The sequence below is a fragment of the Streptosporangium sp. NPDC006013 genome, assembly GCF_040614275.1.
In the GTDB taxonomy this organism is placed as follows: Bacteria; Actinomycetota; Actinomycetes; order Streptosporangiales; family Streptosporangiaceae; genus Streptosporangium.
On record NZ_JBEXUE010000081.1, the window covers coordinates 1 to 14083 of the forward strand.

At 70.8% G+C, this 14083-nt stretch carries 13 protein-coding genes; 10 read left to right on the top strand and 3 right to left on the bottom strand.

What is annotated here, in order from left to right:
- The 10 genes from ABZ260_RS15220 to ABZ260_RS15265 form a co-directional block, all read left to right on the top strand.
- On the top strand, positions 1 to 796 hold a 796-nt coding region (locus tag ABZ260_RS15220), incomplete at its 5' end, for a sugar ABC transporter permease (RefSeq protein ID WP_355617112.1).
- Entirely contained in the window at positions 790 to 1659 is an 870-nt protein-coding gene (locus tag ABZ260_RS15225; protein ID WP_355617114.1) for a carbohydrate ABC transporter permease, read from the top strand. The genes ABZ260_RS15220 and ABZ260_RS15225, both read left to right, overlap by 7 nt.
- 7 nt (positions 1660 to 1666) lie before the next feature.
- Positions 1667 to 2827, top strand: a complete 1161-nt coding sequence (locus ABZ260_RS15230) for a mandelate racemase/muconate lactonizing enzyme family protein (protein ID WP_355617116.1) — start codon at positions 1667 to 1669, stop codon at positions 2825 to 2827.
- A 16-nt stretch (positions 2828 to 2843) separates the two neighbouring features.
- Positions 2844 to 3524: a GntR family transcriptional regulator gene (locus ABZ260_RS15235; RefSeq protein ID WP_355551765.1), complete on the top strand. Its 681-nt coding sequence runs from the start codon at positions 2844 to 2846 to the stop codon at positions 3522 to 3524.
- The gene (locus ABZ260_RS15240) at positions 3521 to 4975 is read left to right on the top strand and encodes an NAD-dependent succinate-semialdehyde dehydrogenase (protein ID WP_355617118.1); all 1455 of its coding nucleotides are present in this window, start codon (positions 3521 to 3523) and stop codon (positions 4973 to 4975) included. Before ABZ260_RS15235 ends, ABZ260_RS15240 begins: the two co-directional genes overlap by 4 nt.
- Positions 4972 to 5988, top strand: a complete 1017-nt coding sequence (locus ABZ260_RS15245; protein ID WP_355617120.1) for a DUF2804 domain-containing protein — start codon at positions 4972 to 4974, stop codon at positions 5986 to 5988. Before ABZ260_RS15240 ends, ABZ260_RS15245 begins: the two co-directional genes overlap by 4 nt.
- Before the next feature lie 11 nt (positions 5989 to 5999).
- Positions 6000 to 7751, top strand: a complete 1752-nt coding sequence (locus tag ABZ260_RS15250) for a glycerol-3-phosphate dehydrogenase/oxidase (protein WP_355617122.1) — start codon at positions 6000 to 6002, stop codon at positions 7749 to 7751.
- On the top strand, positions 7748 to 9214 hold the full coding sequence (locus tag ABZ260_RS15255) for a glycerol kinase (protein ID WP_355617124.1): 1467 nt from the start codon (positions 7748 to 7750) through the stop codon (positions 9212 to 9214). The genes ABZ260_RS15250 and ABZ260_RS15255 overlap by 4 nt, the downstream gene beginning before the upstream one ends.
- A 38-nt stretch (positions 9215 to 9252) precedes the next feature.
- Positions 9253 to 10452 carry a CoA transferase gene (locus ABZ260_RS15260; RefSeq protein ID WP_355617126.1) on the top strand — a complete coding sequence of 400 codons (1200 nt, stop codon included), beginning with the start codon at positions 9253 to 9255 and terminating at the stop codon, positions 10450 to 10452.
- Positions 10439 to 11602 (top strand): acyl-CoA dehydrogenase family protein, encoded by a 1164-nt coding sequence (locus ABZ260_RS15265; protein ID WP_355617128.1) that lies wholly within the window; start codon positions 10439 to 10441, stop codon positions 11600 to 11602. The genes ABZ260_RS15260 and ABZ260_RS15265 overlap by 14 nt, the downstream gene beginning before the upstream one ends.
- 77 nt (positions 11603 to 11679) lie before the next feature.
- Here ABZ260_RS15265 and ABZ260_RS15270 read toward each other — a convergent pair whose 3' ends face one another.
- From ABZ260_RS15270 to ABZ260_RS15280, 3 genes are all read right to left on the bottom strand, one after another.
- Positions 11680 to 12177, bottom strand: a complete 498-nt coding sequence (locus ABZ260_RS15270) for a DUF1203 domain-containing protein (protein ID WP_355617130.1) — start codon at positions 12175 to 12177, stop codon at positions 11680 to 11682.
- 210 nt (positions 12178 to 12387) lie between these two features.
- Positions 12388 to 13332: a hypothetical protein gene (locus ABZ260_RS15275; protein ID WP_355617132.1), complete on the bottom strand. Its 945-nt coding sequence runs from the start codon at positions 13330 to 13332 to the stop codon at positions 12388 to 12390.
- Between the two features lie 11 nt (positions 13333 to 13343).
- Positions 13344 to 13904 (bottom strand): matrixin family metalloprotease, encoded by a 561-nt coding sequence (locus tag ABZ260_RS15280; protein ID WP_355617134.1) that lies wholly within the window; start codon positions 13902 to 13904, stop codon positions 13344 to 13346.
- Positions 13905 to 14083 lie beyond the last annotated feature (179 nt).

The window sequence follows — 14083 nt, forward strand, 5'->3', positions numbered from 1 at the left end:
ACCGGGACTTCCTCGCCCGGACCTCCTGACATCGCGGGAGCCCGCCCGCGTTCCCCGTCCGGTGCGCCGTTCGCTCTGGGGGCAGGTGACACCGCTGAAGGACCCGGGCTTCCTGGAGTCGCTCAAGGTCACCGGGATCTACCTGGTGATCGCGCTGCCGCTGCAGATGATCCTCGGGTTCGCCATCGCCTTCCTGCTCAACGTGGAGTGGCGGGGCCGCGGCGTGCTGCGCGCGCTGTTCCTCATCCCCATGGTGGTCGCCCCGGTCGTGGCCGGCGGTGTCTGGCGGATGCTGCTCGACCCGCTCTGGGGCGTGGTCAACTACACGCTCGGCCTGGTCGGCATCGGCCCGGTGGAGTGGATCGGCGACCCGACCCTCGCCATGGTGAGCATGATCCTGATCGACACCTGGCGGTGGACGCCGTTCGTGGTCCTCATCGCCGCGGCCGGGATCATGGCCCTGCCGGGTGACGTGTACGAGGCGGCCAAGTCCGACGGCGCCGGCCGCTGGCAGACGTTGTGGCACATCACGCTGCCGCTGCTGGTACCGGTGATGGCCGCGGCCTTCGTGGTCCGGTGGCTCGGTGCGGTGAAGATGTTCGACATCGCGCTCGCCGCGACCAAGGGGGGCCCGGGCAACGCCACCAACGTGGTGAACCTCTACATCTACGAGAAGGGCTTCCGCAGCCTGGAGTTCGGCTCGGCCTCCTCGATGGCGACGATAGTGCTGATCATCACGATCGTTCTCACCTACTTCCTGTTCAACATCAGCCGTCGTCTGGAGAACCGATGGTGAGCACCGCCGCCCCCGCCTTCGGGAGCCGGAAGACCGGCCGGGGCCGCCTGGGACGGATCGCGACGATCACTGCCGCGATCCTGGTCACGCTGGCCTTCCTGTATCCCGTGATCTTCATGATCAGCATCTCGTTCAAGCTGCCCAAGGACATCTTCACCATCCCGCCGAAGTGGATCAGCGAGATCACCTTCGACAACTACGTCAGCTACTTCCATCAGGCCCGCATCCTGCCCCGCATGATCAACACGATCATCGTGGCGACGGGGGCGGCGATCATCTCGATGGTCGCCGGCTCGATGGCCGGCTACGCGCTGTCCAGGATGAGGATGCGCGGCGCGGGTGTCATGGGCGGCCTCATCCTGGCCTCGCGCGCGGTACCACCGATCGCACTGGTCGTGCCGATGTTCCTGGTGGCCCGCAAGCTGGGGCTGACCGACCAGTACATCACCGTGATCCTCGCCTACGTGACCTTCCTGGTTCCGTACGTCGTCTGGCTGATGCGCGCGTTCTTCAAGAGCCTGCCCAAGGAACTGGAGGAAGCCGCGATGATCGACGGTTGCTCCCGGATCGGGGCGTTCTTCCGGATCATCGTGCCGTGCAGTCTCACCGGCATGGTCTCCACGTTGATCTTCTGCATCATCCTGGCCTGGGAGGAGCTGCTGTTCGCCCTGATCCTCACCAACGACAAGGCCGTCACCATCCCGGTGGCCATCGCCGGGATCGCGGCCGACACCGAGAAGGGCGGGCTCTGGGGCCCGCTGGCCGCCGTGGGCACGCTCACCGTGCTGCCTGTGGTGATCTTCGCACTGGCCGTGCAGAAGTATCTGATCAAGGGTCTCGCCGACGGCGCGACCAAGGGATGAGGCGGCAATGAGGATCAGAGATGTCCGGGCACGCCTCATTGAACTGCCCTATCCACGCCCCTTCGCCCCGTCGTGGGCCCCCGAGGGCGCCCACCACAGCATGTCCGCCGTGATCGTCGAGGTCGAGACCGACGAGGGCGTGGTCGGCGTGGCGGGCGGCGACATGGGCCACGCCACCGGCCCGTTGCTGCTGGAGACCATCAGGGGATGGATCCGCCCCCGGCTGGTCGGGATGGACCTGTTCGCCACCGGTCACATCGCCAACCACCTGCGCTACGTGGCCGAGTACGTCTTCCCGCGCCCGTGGGTGGTGAGCGTGGCCGTCTGGGACGCCGTCGGCAAGGCCTGCGGGCGCCCGCTGTACCAGCTCTGGGGCGGGCATGCCGGCCAGGTCCGCGCCTACGCCAGCTTCGGCGAGGTCCGCGCCCCCGAGCAGCGGGCCGAGGACGCGCTGCGCGTGGTGTCCGAGGGCTTCACCGGGGTGAAGCTGCGCGTCCACGCCGACACGATCGCCGAGGACATCGCCCAGGTGGCCGCGGTCCGCGAGGCCGTGGGCCCGGAGATCGCCATCATGGTGGACGCCAACCAGGCGGCGGCGCGCTGGCGCTACCGGCCCGACGGCGGCCGCATGATGTGGGACTTCGACCGGGCCCTGACCACCGCCAGGGAACTGGCCGATCTCGGCGTCGCCTGGCTGGAGGAGCCACTCCCCCGCCACGACTACCGCGCACTGTGCGAGCTCACCGCAGCCTCGCCGATCCCGATCGCCGGCGGCGAGCACAACCGGGGCATCGGCCAGCTCGTCCGGCTGCTGGAGGATGACTGCTTCAGCATCTACCAGCCGGATGCCAACGAGAGCGAGGACATCGCGGCGCTGCGCGACTTCGGCGCGATGGCCGCGGCCAGGCACCGCCGGGTCGTCCCGCACGCCTGGGCCACCGGACTCGGGGTGGCGGGCAACCTGCAGCTCTGCGCCTCACTGCCCAACTGCGACTGGCTGGAATACCCCTACGATCCTCCGGTGATCGTTCCGGAGGTTTTCCACGTCATGCTCACCGAACCACTGCTGCCCGATTCCAGCGGGGTTGTAGCCGTTCCGGACCGCCCCGGTCTCGGTGTAGAGCTGGACCACGCGGCGATCGAGCCGCTGACCGTCCAACGGGTTTGAGGGGTGTCCAACAGCGATGACAGAGGTGTTCCCCCCGTCCGGCCGGCCGAAGCCGTTCCGTACCAAGGCGGATCTCGCGGCCGACCACATCAAGCAAATGATCATGTCGGGCCAGGCCCAGCCCGGCACGAAGATCATCACCAGGGTGGTGGCCGAGGCCGTCGGCGTCAGCGACACACCGGTACGTGAGGCCATCAAGCAGCTCGTGTCCGAGGAGTGGCTCGTCGAGCGCCCGCACATCGGCGCGGTGGTCGCCGAGTTCACCGTGGACAACGTGCGAGAGCTGTACGGCATCCGCGCCGCGCTCACCTCCCTGGCCCTCCAGCTCCACCCGGCTCCGCTCAGCGGCGCGAGGTTGCTGGAGGTGGACGCCGTCCTGGAGGCCTCGCTCGTCGCCATCGACGGCGGCGACGTCGCCGCCTTCGCCACCCTGAACCGCCGGTTCCACTCGCTGATCTGCGACACCGAGAAGTCCCGCCTGGTGCACCGGATGCTGGTGGGCCTGTGGTCGAAGACGGAGACCGCCCAGCGCGGCTTCCGGTTGGTCCCCTGGCGGCTGCCGAAATCCCACGCCGAGCACGTGGCGATAAGGGACGCGCTCGTCGAGGGGGACATCGGCCGCGCGAGCGAGTTGCAGTACGCCCACGAGATGGCCGCGCTGGCCGCACTGATCGAAGTGATGGAGGAGGAGAGATGAGGACGGGACAGGCCCTCGTCGGAGGGCGCTGGCGGGACGCGGCGGAACGCTTCGCGGTCACCGATCCGGCGACCGGCGAGACCGTCGCCGAGGCGGCCGACTGCGACGGGAGGCTGACCACCGAAGCCGGCGACGCGGCGGCCGCCGCGCTCCCCGGCTGGCGCGCCATGCCCGCGCACGAGCGCGCCGTGATCATGCGCCGGGCCGCCGGGCTGCTGACCGGCCGGGCCGAGGCGATCGGCGCGGTGATGACCGCCGAGCAGGGCAAACCGCTGGCGGAGGCGATCGGCGAGGTGGTCGCGGGAGCCGACCACCTCCTGTGGTCCGCCGAGGAGACCCGCCGCGTGTACGGCGAGACCATCCCCTCCACCAGCACCGACACCCGCATCTGGCTGCTGCCGGAACCGGTGGGCGTCGTCGCGGCGATCACCCCCTGGAACTTCCCGGTCTCGATGATCACCCGCAAGCTGGGCCCGGCGCTGGCCGCGGGGTGCACCGTGGTCCTCAAGCCCTCCGAGCTCACCCCGCTGTCGGCGATCGCGGTCGCCGAGTGCCTGACCGAGGCCGGTTTCCCGCCGGGGGTCTTCAACCTGGTCACCACGGCCCGGCCACGGGAGTTCGCCGAGGCGATCATGGCCGACTCGCGGGTCAGGAAGGTCTCGTTCACCGGCTCGACGGCCGTCGGCAGGCAGCTGATCCGGCAGAGCGCCGACGACGTCAAACGGCTCAGCGTCGAGCTCGGCGGCCATGCCCCGGTGCTCGTCTTCCCCGACGCCGACGTGACCGCCGCCGCCGCGGGCGTGGCCCGGGCCAAGTTCATGAACGCCGGCCAGGCCTGCACCTCCCCGAACCGGATCTACGTCCACGAGTCCGTCGCCGCGGAGTTCACCGACGAGCTCGTCAGGCTGGCCGAGGCGATCACCGTGGGCAACGGCATGGACCCGGGCGTCACGATGGGCCCGCTGATCGACGACCGGGCGCTCGCCAAGGTCAGGCAGCACGTCGAGGACGCGCTCACGCACGGCGCCCGGCTGGCGACGACCCGCCGGGAGGGAACCGGAAGGCTGCACCCGCCCACCGTCCTGACCGGCGTCACCGACGAGATGCTCGTGTGCCGGCAGGAGACCTTCGGCCCGGTCGCCCCGGTCCTGACCTTCGGCGCCGACGAGGACGCCGGCATGGACGCCGGCGTGGACGCCGACGTGGTGGCCAGGGCCAACGCCACGCCGTACGGCCTGGCCGCCTACCTGTGGACGCGGGACCTGGGCCGGATCGTGCGCGTCTGCGAGGAACTTCAGTTCGGCATCGTCTCGGTCAACGGAGCCCCGCTCGCCCCGCCGCAGGGACCGTTCGGCGGGGTCAAGGGCAGTGGATACGGCCGCGAGGGCGGCCGTCACGGAGTGGAGGATTTCGTGGAGTACAAGTACGTCAACGTGGGACTGGGCCGATGACCAAGGAGACCTCCCGCCGGATCGTCGAGCGCGAGATCACCGAGCGGGTCGACCTCTGCCGTCCGGATGGGCGCCTCAACCCGGACGCGGTCGGCTGGAGCCGTACCCCGCTGCACCGGTCCAACATCCGGGGCTGGGGCCGTACGATGCGCTGGGACTACTGGTGCCTGACCAGTCCCGAGCACATCTTCTCCTTCAGCGCCTCCAGCCTGGACTATCTGGCCGGTGAGTCCGTCTGGTACCTGGACCGCACCACGAAGAAGGACGTGTTCAGCCGGAGCCTGCTCGTGCCGAGCCAGGGCACCGGATTCTCCGAGCGGAGCGGCGAGGGCAGCGTCAGGATCGCGAAGGGCCCGGTCAAGATCGCCGTGGACGAGGCGGCCGTGGGCACCCGGCTACGGGTGAGGTCCCCCGAGTTCGACGCCGACCTGCTCGTGCACCGCGTCGAGGGCCGTGACAGCCTGGGCGTGGTCGTGCCGTGGTCCTCCCGCCGCTTCCAGTACACCGTCAAGGATCTCGGACGCCCCGCCGAGGGCACGCTGGTCGTGAACGGCCGCCGCATCAACCTGTCCGCCGAGGACACCCTCGCCACCCTGGACCACGGGCGTGGCCGGTGGCCCGGCAACGTGCTGTGGAACTGGGGCGCGGCGTCCGGGCGCTCCGGCGGCCACGAGATCGGCGTGCAGATCGGCGGTAAGTGGACCGACGGCACCGGCAGCGTCGAGAACGGGATCCTCCTGGACGGAAGGCTGCACAAGATCAGCGAGGAGCTGGTCTGGCGCTACGACACCGCCGACTGGATGGCCCCCTGGCGGATCACCGGCGAGCGGGTCGACCTGGAGTTCGTCCCCGAGTACGTCCGGTCCTCCGATGTCACCCGGCTCCGCTACATGCGCAGCCGGGAGGACCAGGCCTTCGGTCACTACCGCGGCACCGTCGTCGCCGACGACGGGACCGTGGTCAAGGTCGACGACCTGTACGGCTGGGCCGAGGAAGTACAGCGACGCTGGTAATGGAGCAGAACATGATGATCTCTGAGCGAGAGCGTGAACCGTTCGCGGCCGGTCTGCCCTTCGGAGCGGGCGACCGCCTCGACCCGCTGCGCCGTGACTGTGACCTGGCCGAGGTGACCGGCGGCCTGCTGGACGTCCTGGTGGTCGGCGGCGGCGCGACCGGCGCGGGCGCGGCACTGGACGCGGCCTCGCGCGGGCTGACCACGGCCCTGCTGGAGGGCGGCGACCTCGCGTCGGGAACCTCGAGCAACTCCAGCCGCCTGCTCCACGGCGGCGTACGCTACCTGGAGCAGATGGAGTTCGGGCTGGTCCGGGAGGCGCTGCACGAGCGCGGCCTGCTGCAGGACCTGGCGCCACACCTCGTCCAGCGGATGTCCTTTCTCTATCCGCTGACCCACCGGGTGTGGGAACGCGGCTACGTGGGCGCCGGGCTGACCCTCTACGACGCGCTCGCCGGGATCGGCGACCGGCACGGATTCCGCCGGCACCGGCACCTGACCCATCGCGCCCTGCTCCGCGAGGCGCCGCAGTTGCGCCGTGACGCCGCCGTGGGCGCGCTGGCCTACGACGACGGCCACGTGGACGACGCCCGCCTGGTCACCACGCTCGCCCGTACGGCCGCGCGGGAGGGGGCCACTGTGCTGACCCGGGTCCGGGTCAACGCCCTGGCCTCCCGCTCCGACCACACGGTGGCCACCTGCGAGGACCTGCTCACCGGTACGGAGTTCACCGTCCGCGCACGCCGCGTGGTGCTGGCCACCGGCCCCTGGTCGGGGCTCACCCAGCAGATGCTCGGCGACCAGCAGGTGGGGGTCCGCGCCTCCAAGGGGGTGCACCTGGTCGTGTCACGCGAGCGGCTGAGGCTCGACAGCGCGCTGATCGCCCGCACACCCCACTCCGTGCTGTTCCTCATCCCGACCGGGGACGTGGTGCTCGTCGGCACCACGGACACCCCGTGGGAGATCGGCCCCGGGCCGGTGCTCCCCACCGGCGCCGACGTTCGCTACCTGCTCGACCAGGTCAACCAGTGGCTGAGCGATCCGCTGACCAAGGACGACGTGCTCGGTGTGTACGCCGGTCTGCGTCCCCTGGTGGACCAGCCCGACCGGAACTCCACCACGGCCATCAGCCGCGAGCACGTGGTGAAGGAGGTCGCGCCCGGCGTCGTGGTCGTCGTCGGCGGCAAGCTGACCACCTACCGGATCATGGCCAAGGACGCGGTCGACGCGGTGGTGCGCGGCCTGCCGAAGGTCCGCCCGTCGGTAACCGAGCACCTCGGGCTGGTCGGCTCCAACGGCTACGCCCAGGCCTGGGCGCGCCGCGACTCCGCCGCCGTGGCCGCAGGGCTCCCCGTGACGGTGGTGGAACGGCTGGCGCGCCGTTACGGCGCCGACTATCCGGCCCTGCTGGTCATGGGCCGCCGAGACCCGGAGCTGCTGGAACCCGTACCGGGCACGCCCTCACTGCTGGCGGCCGAGGTCCTGTACGCCGCACGGCACGAGGCCGCGATGACCGTGGACGACGTACTGCGCCGCCGCAGCCGGGCCGGGCTGGAGACCGCCGACGGAGGCGTGGGCGCCGCACCCCACGTGGCCCGTCTGCTGGCCGGCGCGCTGGGCCGTAGCGCGAGCTGGGCCGTCGAGCAGGCCGGGAGCTACACGCACGCGGCCGAGGTGACGCGCTCGGCGCTGGACACCTCCGCCGACGCCGAGCTCGTCCCCCTGCTCGCCGACCTCGCCGGCCGATGGAGCGGTGCCGCATGAGCGTTCTGGCCATCGACGCCGGGACCACCGGTGTCACCTCACTCGTGATCGCGCAGGACGGGCGTGTCCTGGGCCGCGGCCACCAGGAGTTCCCGCAGCACTTCCCCGCGCCCGGCCTCGTCGAGCACGACCCCGACGAGATCTGGGCCGCCACGCTGCGGGCCTGCTCGGACGCGCTCGCCTCGGCGGCCGTGCCGGTCTCCTGTGTCGGGCTGACCAACCAGCGCGAGACCGTCGTGCTGTGGGATCGCGCGACCCTGCGGCCGGCGACCCGGGCGATCGTCTGGCAGGATCGCCGCTCCGCCGGGGAGTGCGACCGGCTCAGGGAGCACGAGCCGCGGATCCGCGAACTCACCGGGCTCCCGCTGGACCCCTACTTCTCCGCCACCAAACTGGCCTGGCTGCGCGGGAACCTCCCGGAGGTCTGGGCCGGTGTGCGGGAGGGCCGCACCGCGATCGGCACCGTCGACTCCTATCTGCTGGCCCGGCTCACCGGCGGCCGGCTGCACGCCACGGATCCGTCCAACGCCTCCCGTACCCTGCTGTTCGATCTCGCCACGGCCGGCTGGTCCGCGGAGCTGACTGAGCTCTTCGACGTGCCACCGGCCGCACTGCCGGAGATCGTCCCTTCGAGCGCGCCCGTCGGCCGCACCGCGCCCGACCACTTTCTCGGGCTGGACCTGCCGATCAGCGGAGTGGCGGGAGACCAGCAGGCCGCGCTGTTCGGTCACGCCGCGTTCACTCCCGGCGCGATGAAGTGCACCTACGGCACGGGCAGCTTCCTGCTGGTCAACACCGGTGACCAGATCGCCCCCGCCGACGCGGGACTGCTGTCCACCGTCGCCTGGCAACTCGCCGGCGAGCCGGTCCAGTACGCCGTGGAGGGATCGGTGTTCGTCACCGGAGCCGCGGTGCAGTGGCTGCGTGACGGGCTGGGCGTGATCAGTGACTCCGCCGAGAGCGAGCGGCTGGCCGGGTCCGTGCCCGACAGCGACGGACTGATCTTCGTCCCCGCGCTCACCGGCATCGGCACGCCGCACTGGGATCCGCGGGCCAGGGGCGCCCTGCTGGGCATCACCCGGGGCACCACCGGAGCCCATCTCGCCCGTGCCGTCCTCGACGGCATCGCCTACCAGATCCGCGACGTCGTGGAGGCCGTCAGCGGCGCGGCGGGCATCCCCGTCTCCCACCTGGCGGTGGACGGCGGAGCCGCGTCCAACGACCTGCTCTGCCAGATCCAGGCCGATCTCCTGGGGCGGCCGGTGGTACGGCCGGACACGACCGAGGCCACCGGCCTGGGCGCCGCCTTCCTGGCCGGCCTGGCGAGCGGGGTGTGGCGCGACCCGGCCGAGATCTCCGAGGTGAGAGGCGGCGGCCGGGTCTTCGAGCCCCGCGAGATCTCTCCGGAGGGGTACCGCCGCTGGCTCGACGCGGTGGACGCGGCCCGGCGGTTCGGGTCATGAGTCCAGCCGCCCCCGTCCCGCCCCCGGAGGGAGGGACGATGACGGGTCCGCTCGATGGGATCCGGATCGCCGACTTCTCCCGGGTCCTGGCCGGACCGTACGCCACCATGATCCTCGCCGAGCTCGGCGCGGAGGTGATCAAGGTTGAGCATCCGGAGCACGGCGACGACACCCGGGCCTGGGGCCCGCCGTACGCGGGCGGCGAGGCCGCCTACTATCTCGCGGTGAACCGCGGCAAGCGGAGCCTCGCACTCGACATCAAGCATCCCGCCGGCCGTGAGGTCGCCCAGCGGCTGTGCGCCGAGGCGGACGTGGTCATCGAGAACTTCCGCCCCGGGGTCGCCGAGCGCCTGGGCATCGGATACGAGGCGGTACGGCAGACGAACCCGGGCGTCGTGTACTGCTCGATCATCGGGTTCCCCGGCGGCGACCGGCCGGGGTTCGACGCGACGATCCAGGCCGAGAGCGGCTACATGCACATCACCGGCGAGCCCCCGAGCAAGGTCGGGATCGCGATCACCGACGTGCTCGCCGGGCTCAACGCGGCCGTCGCGATCCTGGGCGCCCTGCACCGCCAGGCGACCCGGGGACAGGGCGAGCGGGTTGAGGTGTCGCTCCTGGGATCGGCGCTGTCCGGTCTGGTCAACGTGGCGCAGAGCGCGCTGGTCTCAGGTGAGGAGGCGCTCGCCTACGGCAACGCGCACCCGACGGTGGTGCCTTACCAGACGTTCGAGGCGGCCGACGGCCGCTTCGTGGTCGCCGCGGGCAACGACCGGCTGTTCCGCGCGCTGTGCACGGCGATCGGACGCGACGACCTGAGGGGCGATGCCCGTTTCCGCACCAACGACGGCCGCGTCCGCGACCGCGACGCGCTGGTCGCCGAACTCGGCGCCGTCTTCGCGCCCCGCCCGGTGGACGAGTGGATCGCGCGGCTCGAGGTGGCCGGAGTTCCCTGCGGCAAGATCCGGGGCGTCCTGGACGCGATCCGCACGGCCGGCGACGTGACCCTGCGGCTCCAGCACCCGACCGCCGGACCGCTGGAGCTCATCCGCACCGGATTCACCCTGGAGAGCGTCTCCGCCGACCGCGACATCGCTCCCCCGCCGCTTCTTGGCCAGCACACCCGCGAACTGCTGGCCGAACTCGGCATCACCGACGACCACATCGCCTTCCTCCGGCAGGCGGGCGTCATCCATCAAGCCGTCCAGTCAGCGAGGCCCCCTGTTGAACCCGCATGATTTCCTGGAAGTCGACCGCGACCTGAACGACGAGGAGCGAGCGATCCGCGACGCCGTGCGCGACTACTGCCACGCCGAACTCCGGCCGCACGTCGCCGGCTGGTTCGAGGCGGGCACCATCCCCGACCCGCACGCGGTGGCCAGGGGCCTGGGCACGCTGGGCGTGCTGGGCATGCACCTGGAGGGCTACGGTTGCGCGGGCACCAACGCGGTGAGCTACGGGCTGGCCTGCCGCGAATTGGAGGCCGTTGACAGCGGGCTGCGCAGCCTGGTGTCCGTCCAGGGCTCGCTGGCGATGACGGCGATCCACCGGTTCGGCTCCGAGGAGCAGAAGCGGGAGTGGCTGCCGCGCCTGGCGGCCGGTGAGGCCATCGGCTGCTTCGGCCTGACCGAGCCCGACTCGGGCAGCGACCCGGGCTCGATGCGTACCCGGGCCCACAGGGACGGGATGGACTGGGTCCTCGACGGCACCAAAATGTGGATCACCAACGGGTCGGTCGCCGACGTCGCCGTCGTGTGGGCGCGGGCCGAGGACGGCATCCGCGGCTTCCTCGTCCCCCGCGGCACCGCGGGTTTCTCCGCCACCACACTGCACGGGAAGATCTCGCTGCGCGCCTCGATCACCTCCGAGCTCGTCCTCGACGGGGTACGGCTCCCGCACGAGGCGGCGCTCCCCCTCGCCGAGGGCGTCAAGGCTCCGCTGTCGTGCCTGTCCGAGGCGCGCTTCGGCATCGTGTGGGGAGCCGCGGGAGCGGCCCGCGACTGCTTCGAGGCGGCGCTCGACTACGCGCGGACCCGCACCCAGTTCGGCCGGCCGATCACCGCCTTCCAGCTCACCCAGCGGAAGATCGCCGACATGCTGGTGGACGTCAACCAGGCGAACCTGACGGCCCTGCGGATCGGCCGCCTCAAGGACGAGGGGCGGGCCCACCACTCCCACATCAGCTTCGGCAAGCTCGCCAACGTGCGCGCCGCCCAGCGGGTGGCCGCCGTCGCGCGCGGCGTGCACGGGGCCAACGGGATCACCCTCGAATACCCGGTGATGCGCCACATGGTCAACCTGGAGAGCGTCGCCACCTACGAGGGCACCGAGGAGATCCACGCCCTCACCCTCGGCCGGGCGGTCACCGGCCACTCCGCCTTCCGCTGACCGGCCGAGCGGGGCGGTCCTCCGCCCGGCCGGCCTGCCGGTCATGCCGAAGGGCGCGCGATCCCGGGGGGCCGGGGTCAGGCGCGGCGCACCTCGAACATGAAGCAGCCGTACTCCACGGCCCGTACATGTACCAGCTCCACCTCGGGGTCGGCGAACTGTTCGGCCAGGATGGCCTCCGACGCGATGGCGTCACCGCTGATGTGGTGCTCCACCAGCCGTCCGCCCAGGATGCCGCCCTTGGCGTCGTAGGCGCGGAAGACCCGCCGCTCACCCCCCATACCGGCCGGGAAGCCCGTCCCCTCGGGCCCCTCGCACGACTCGGCGTGCACGAAGACCGGCCCCACCTCCTCGTACGGGCCGGGGTCGCCACCGGTCCGCGCCGCCCACCGGCGCAGCGGCGCGTACGAGAGCAGGGCGAGCTCCTCACCGGGGAGACTGTGGCGCAGGCAGCAGCGCAGCGGGGAGCCTCCCTCCGCGTCGGTGACCGGGCGGGGCAAGCGCCCGGCGTCGTCACGGACCCGCAACTCGGTGACGACCTCGGCATCGATGGCGAAAGTACGGAAGGTGCTCATGGATCAATGCTCGGCCCTGAACGGTCGGTACGCTGGCGGGAATCAGACCTGGTTGCAGGCCGGACCATCACGCTGTTGAACCGCCGGGGCGATCCGAGGACACAGGTCAAGGATCGAGATGAGACCCCGCCCCGGTTCACCGGGGCGGGGCCGTACCTCATCGAAGTGGCCGGGTCGGCAGGTGGCCGGCGCGGTGTTGGTGCCGGTCACTCAGGCCGCGCTCACCGCGCGGTTCAGCAGCCGGTCCAGGGTCGGTGTGTCGACCTCGGGCTCGCTCTCCGGGTGGCCGGGAGTGTCCGTCGTGACCGGGTCGGGGACGTCCACCACCGAGGCGTCGGGGTCGTCCGTGGGATCCGGGACTGGAGTGGTCGTCGGCGTCTGGCCGGGATCCTCACCGTGCGGGAAGTCCGAGGGCTTGGGCGGCCTGGGGGTCTCCAGCTCGGGTTCCTCCTCCACGGGCGGCGGACCGCCGTTGAGGATCTGGTCCACCCGCTCCGGGTTGTCCATGAGCGGTGCGATGACCGGCTCACCCGGCGCCTGCTCGACGAACACACCCTCGCCGATCGGCAGGTGCACCGAGGCCAGGTAGCCGGCCAGCGCCTGAGGCACGGTCCGTCCCTCGGCCTGGCTGCGCTCCAGGGCGTTGTGCACGTAGAACAGCCCGTGCCCCGCGCTGCCGATGGAAGCACGCAGGATGTCCAGGGGGGTGTGATTGGGCTGCTCGACCTGCAGCCGGATCTGACCGTTCTGCACTCCGAGGCCGAGCTGTCCGGACAGCGTACGGTCCACCCTGACGACGAGGCTGGCGTAGCGGACCGCCGCGTCGGGATCGTCGTAGCCGACGATGGGCGCGGTGCCCGCGCCGTCGTCGGAGCCGAAGGCGATCCCCGGCTCGATGCCGACGATGGTGCCCTCCAGCATTGCCGCCGCGGGGGCGAAGGCACCGGAGGCCGGCGCACCCGGCGTCAGGTCGTCCAGCGAGTCGTAGAGGTACTCGCCCGTCGACTCTCCCACGTTGGAGCGCATCAGGGACCAGAACGGAGGAGCGGGGTCGTTGGACCGGGCTGCGGCCACACCGACGGCGGCCAGCAGGCCCAGGGCGGTGACCAGGGTGAGGCTCACTCCCGCGGTGCGGGATCGGAGCGTCTTCGGCATGTGTTCCGTCCTCAGAATCGGCCGTTGATGTGCGCGACGTCGTGCGAGGTGTAGGTGCGCACGGTGGAGCGGCCTGACTTCATGCAAGAGTCGCTCTGGGAGGAGTGGTCGAGCCCGGTGGTGTGCCCGACCTCGTGGCAGGCCGTCTTCTTACGCTCGTTCTCCGAGAAGCGGCTCATGTCGGCCAGATCGAAGCGGATCTCGTACTGGTCGCACTTCCACCAGCCGTTGATGAGCCCCGGGCTGATTATCCGCACGCACTTGGCGTGGGCGTAGATGTTCTTTCCGGTGCTCGACCCGTCCCAGTCGAGGCCCCAGTAGTCGTCGTAGTACTGGTCGAACATCTCCACATCGGTGTGCTTGTCAGGGGTGGAGTCGTAGTGCGTGGCCATGTCGGTCTGGGAGTCCAACTTGATCATGGCGTAGTTACCCGCGACCTTCATGTACGAGGTCAACGACGAGTAGTTGTAGTAATGGTCCTTGTTGTCGGCCTGCGCGCAGCACCCTGACGGATGCAGATACGACCATCCGAACGCGTTGGCGCTCGCCGGCGGCGCGAACGTGAGGAGCATGACGAAAGCAAGCAGGGTCGAGAGCGCCAAGGTGTGGCCTCGGACTCCCGATTCGCTCGATGGCTTTTTGGGCACCCGTAGTCCTTACAAAAGGCATGACAAATCGCGATGATCTTCGCAGTTTCTTGACCATGTCCGCAACAGGCTTTTCTCACCGCTGACAGGAACGTCCTGACCAG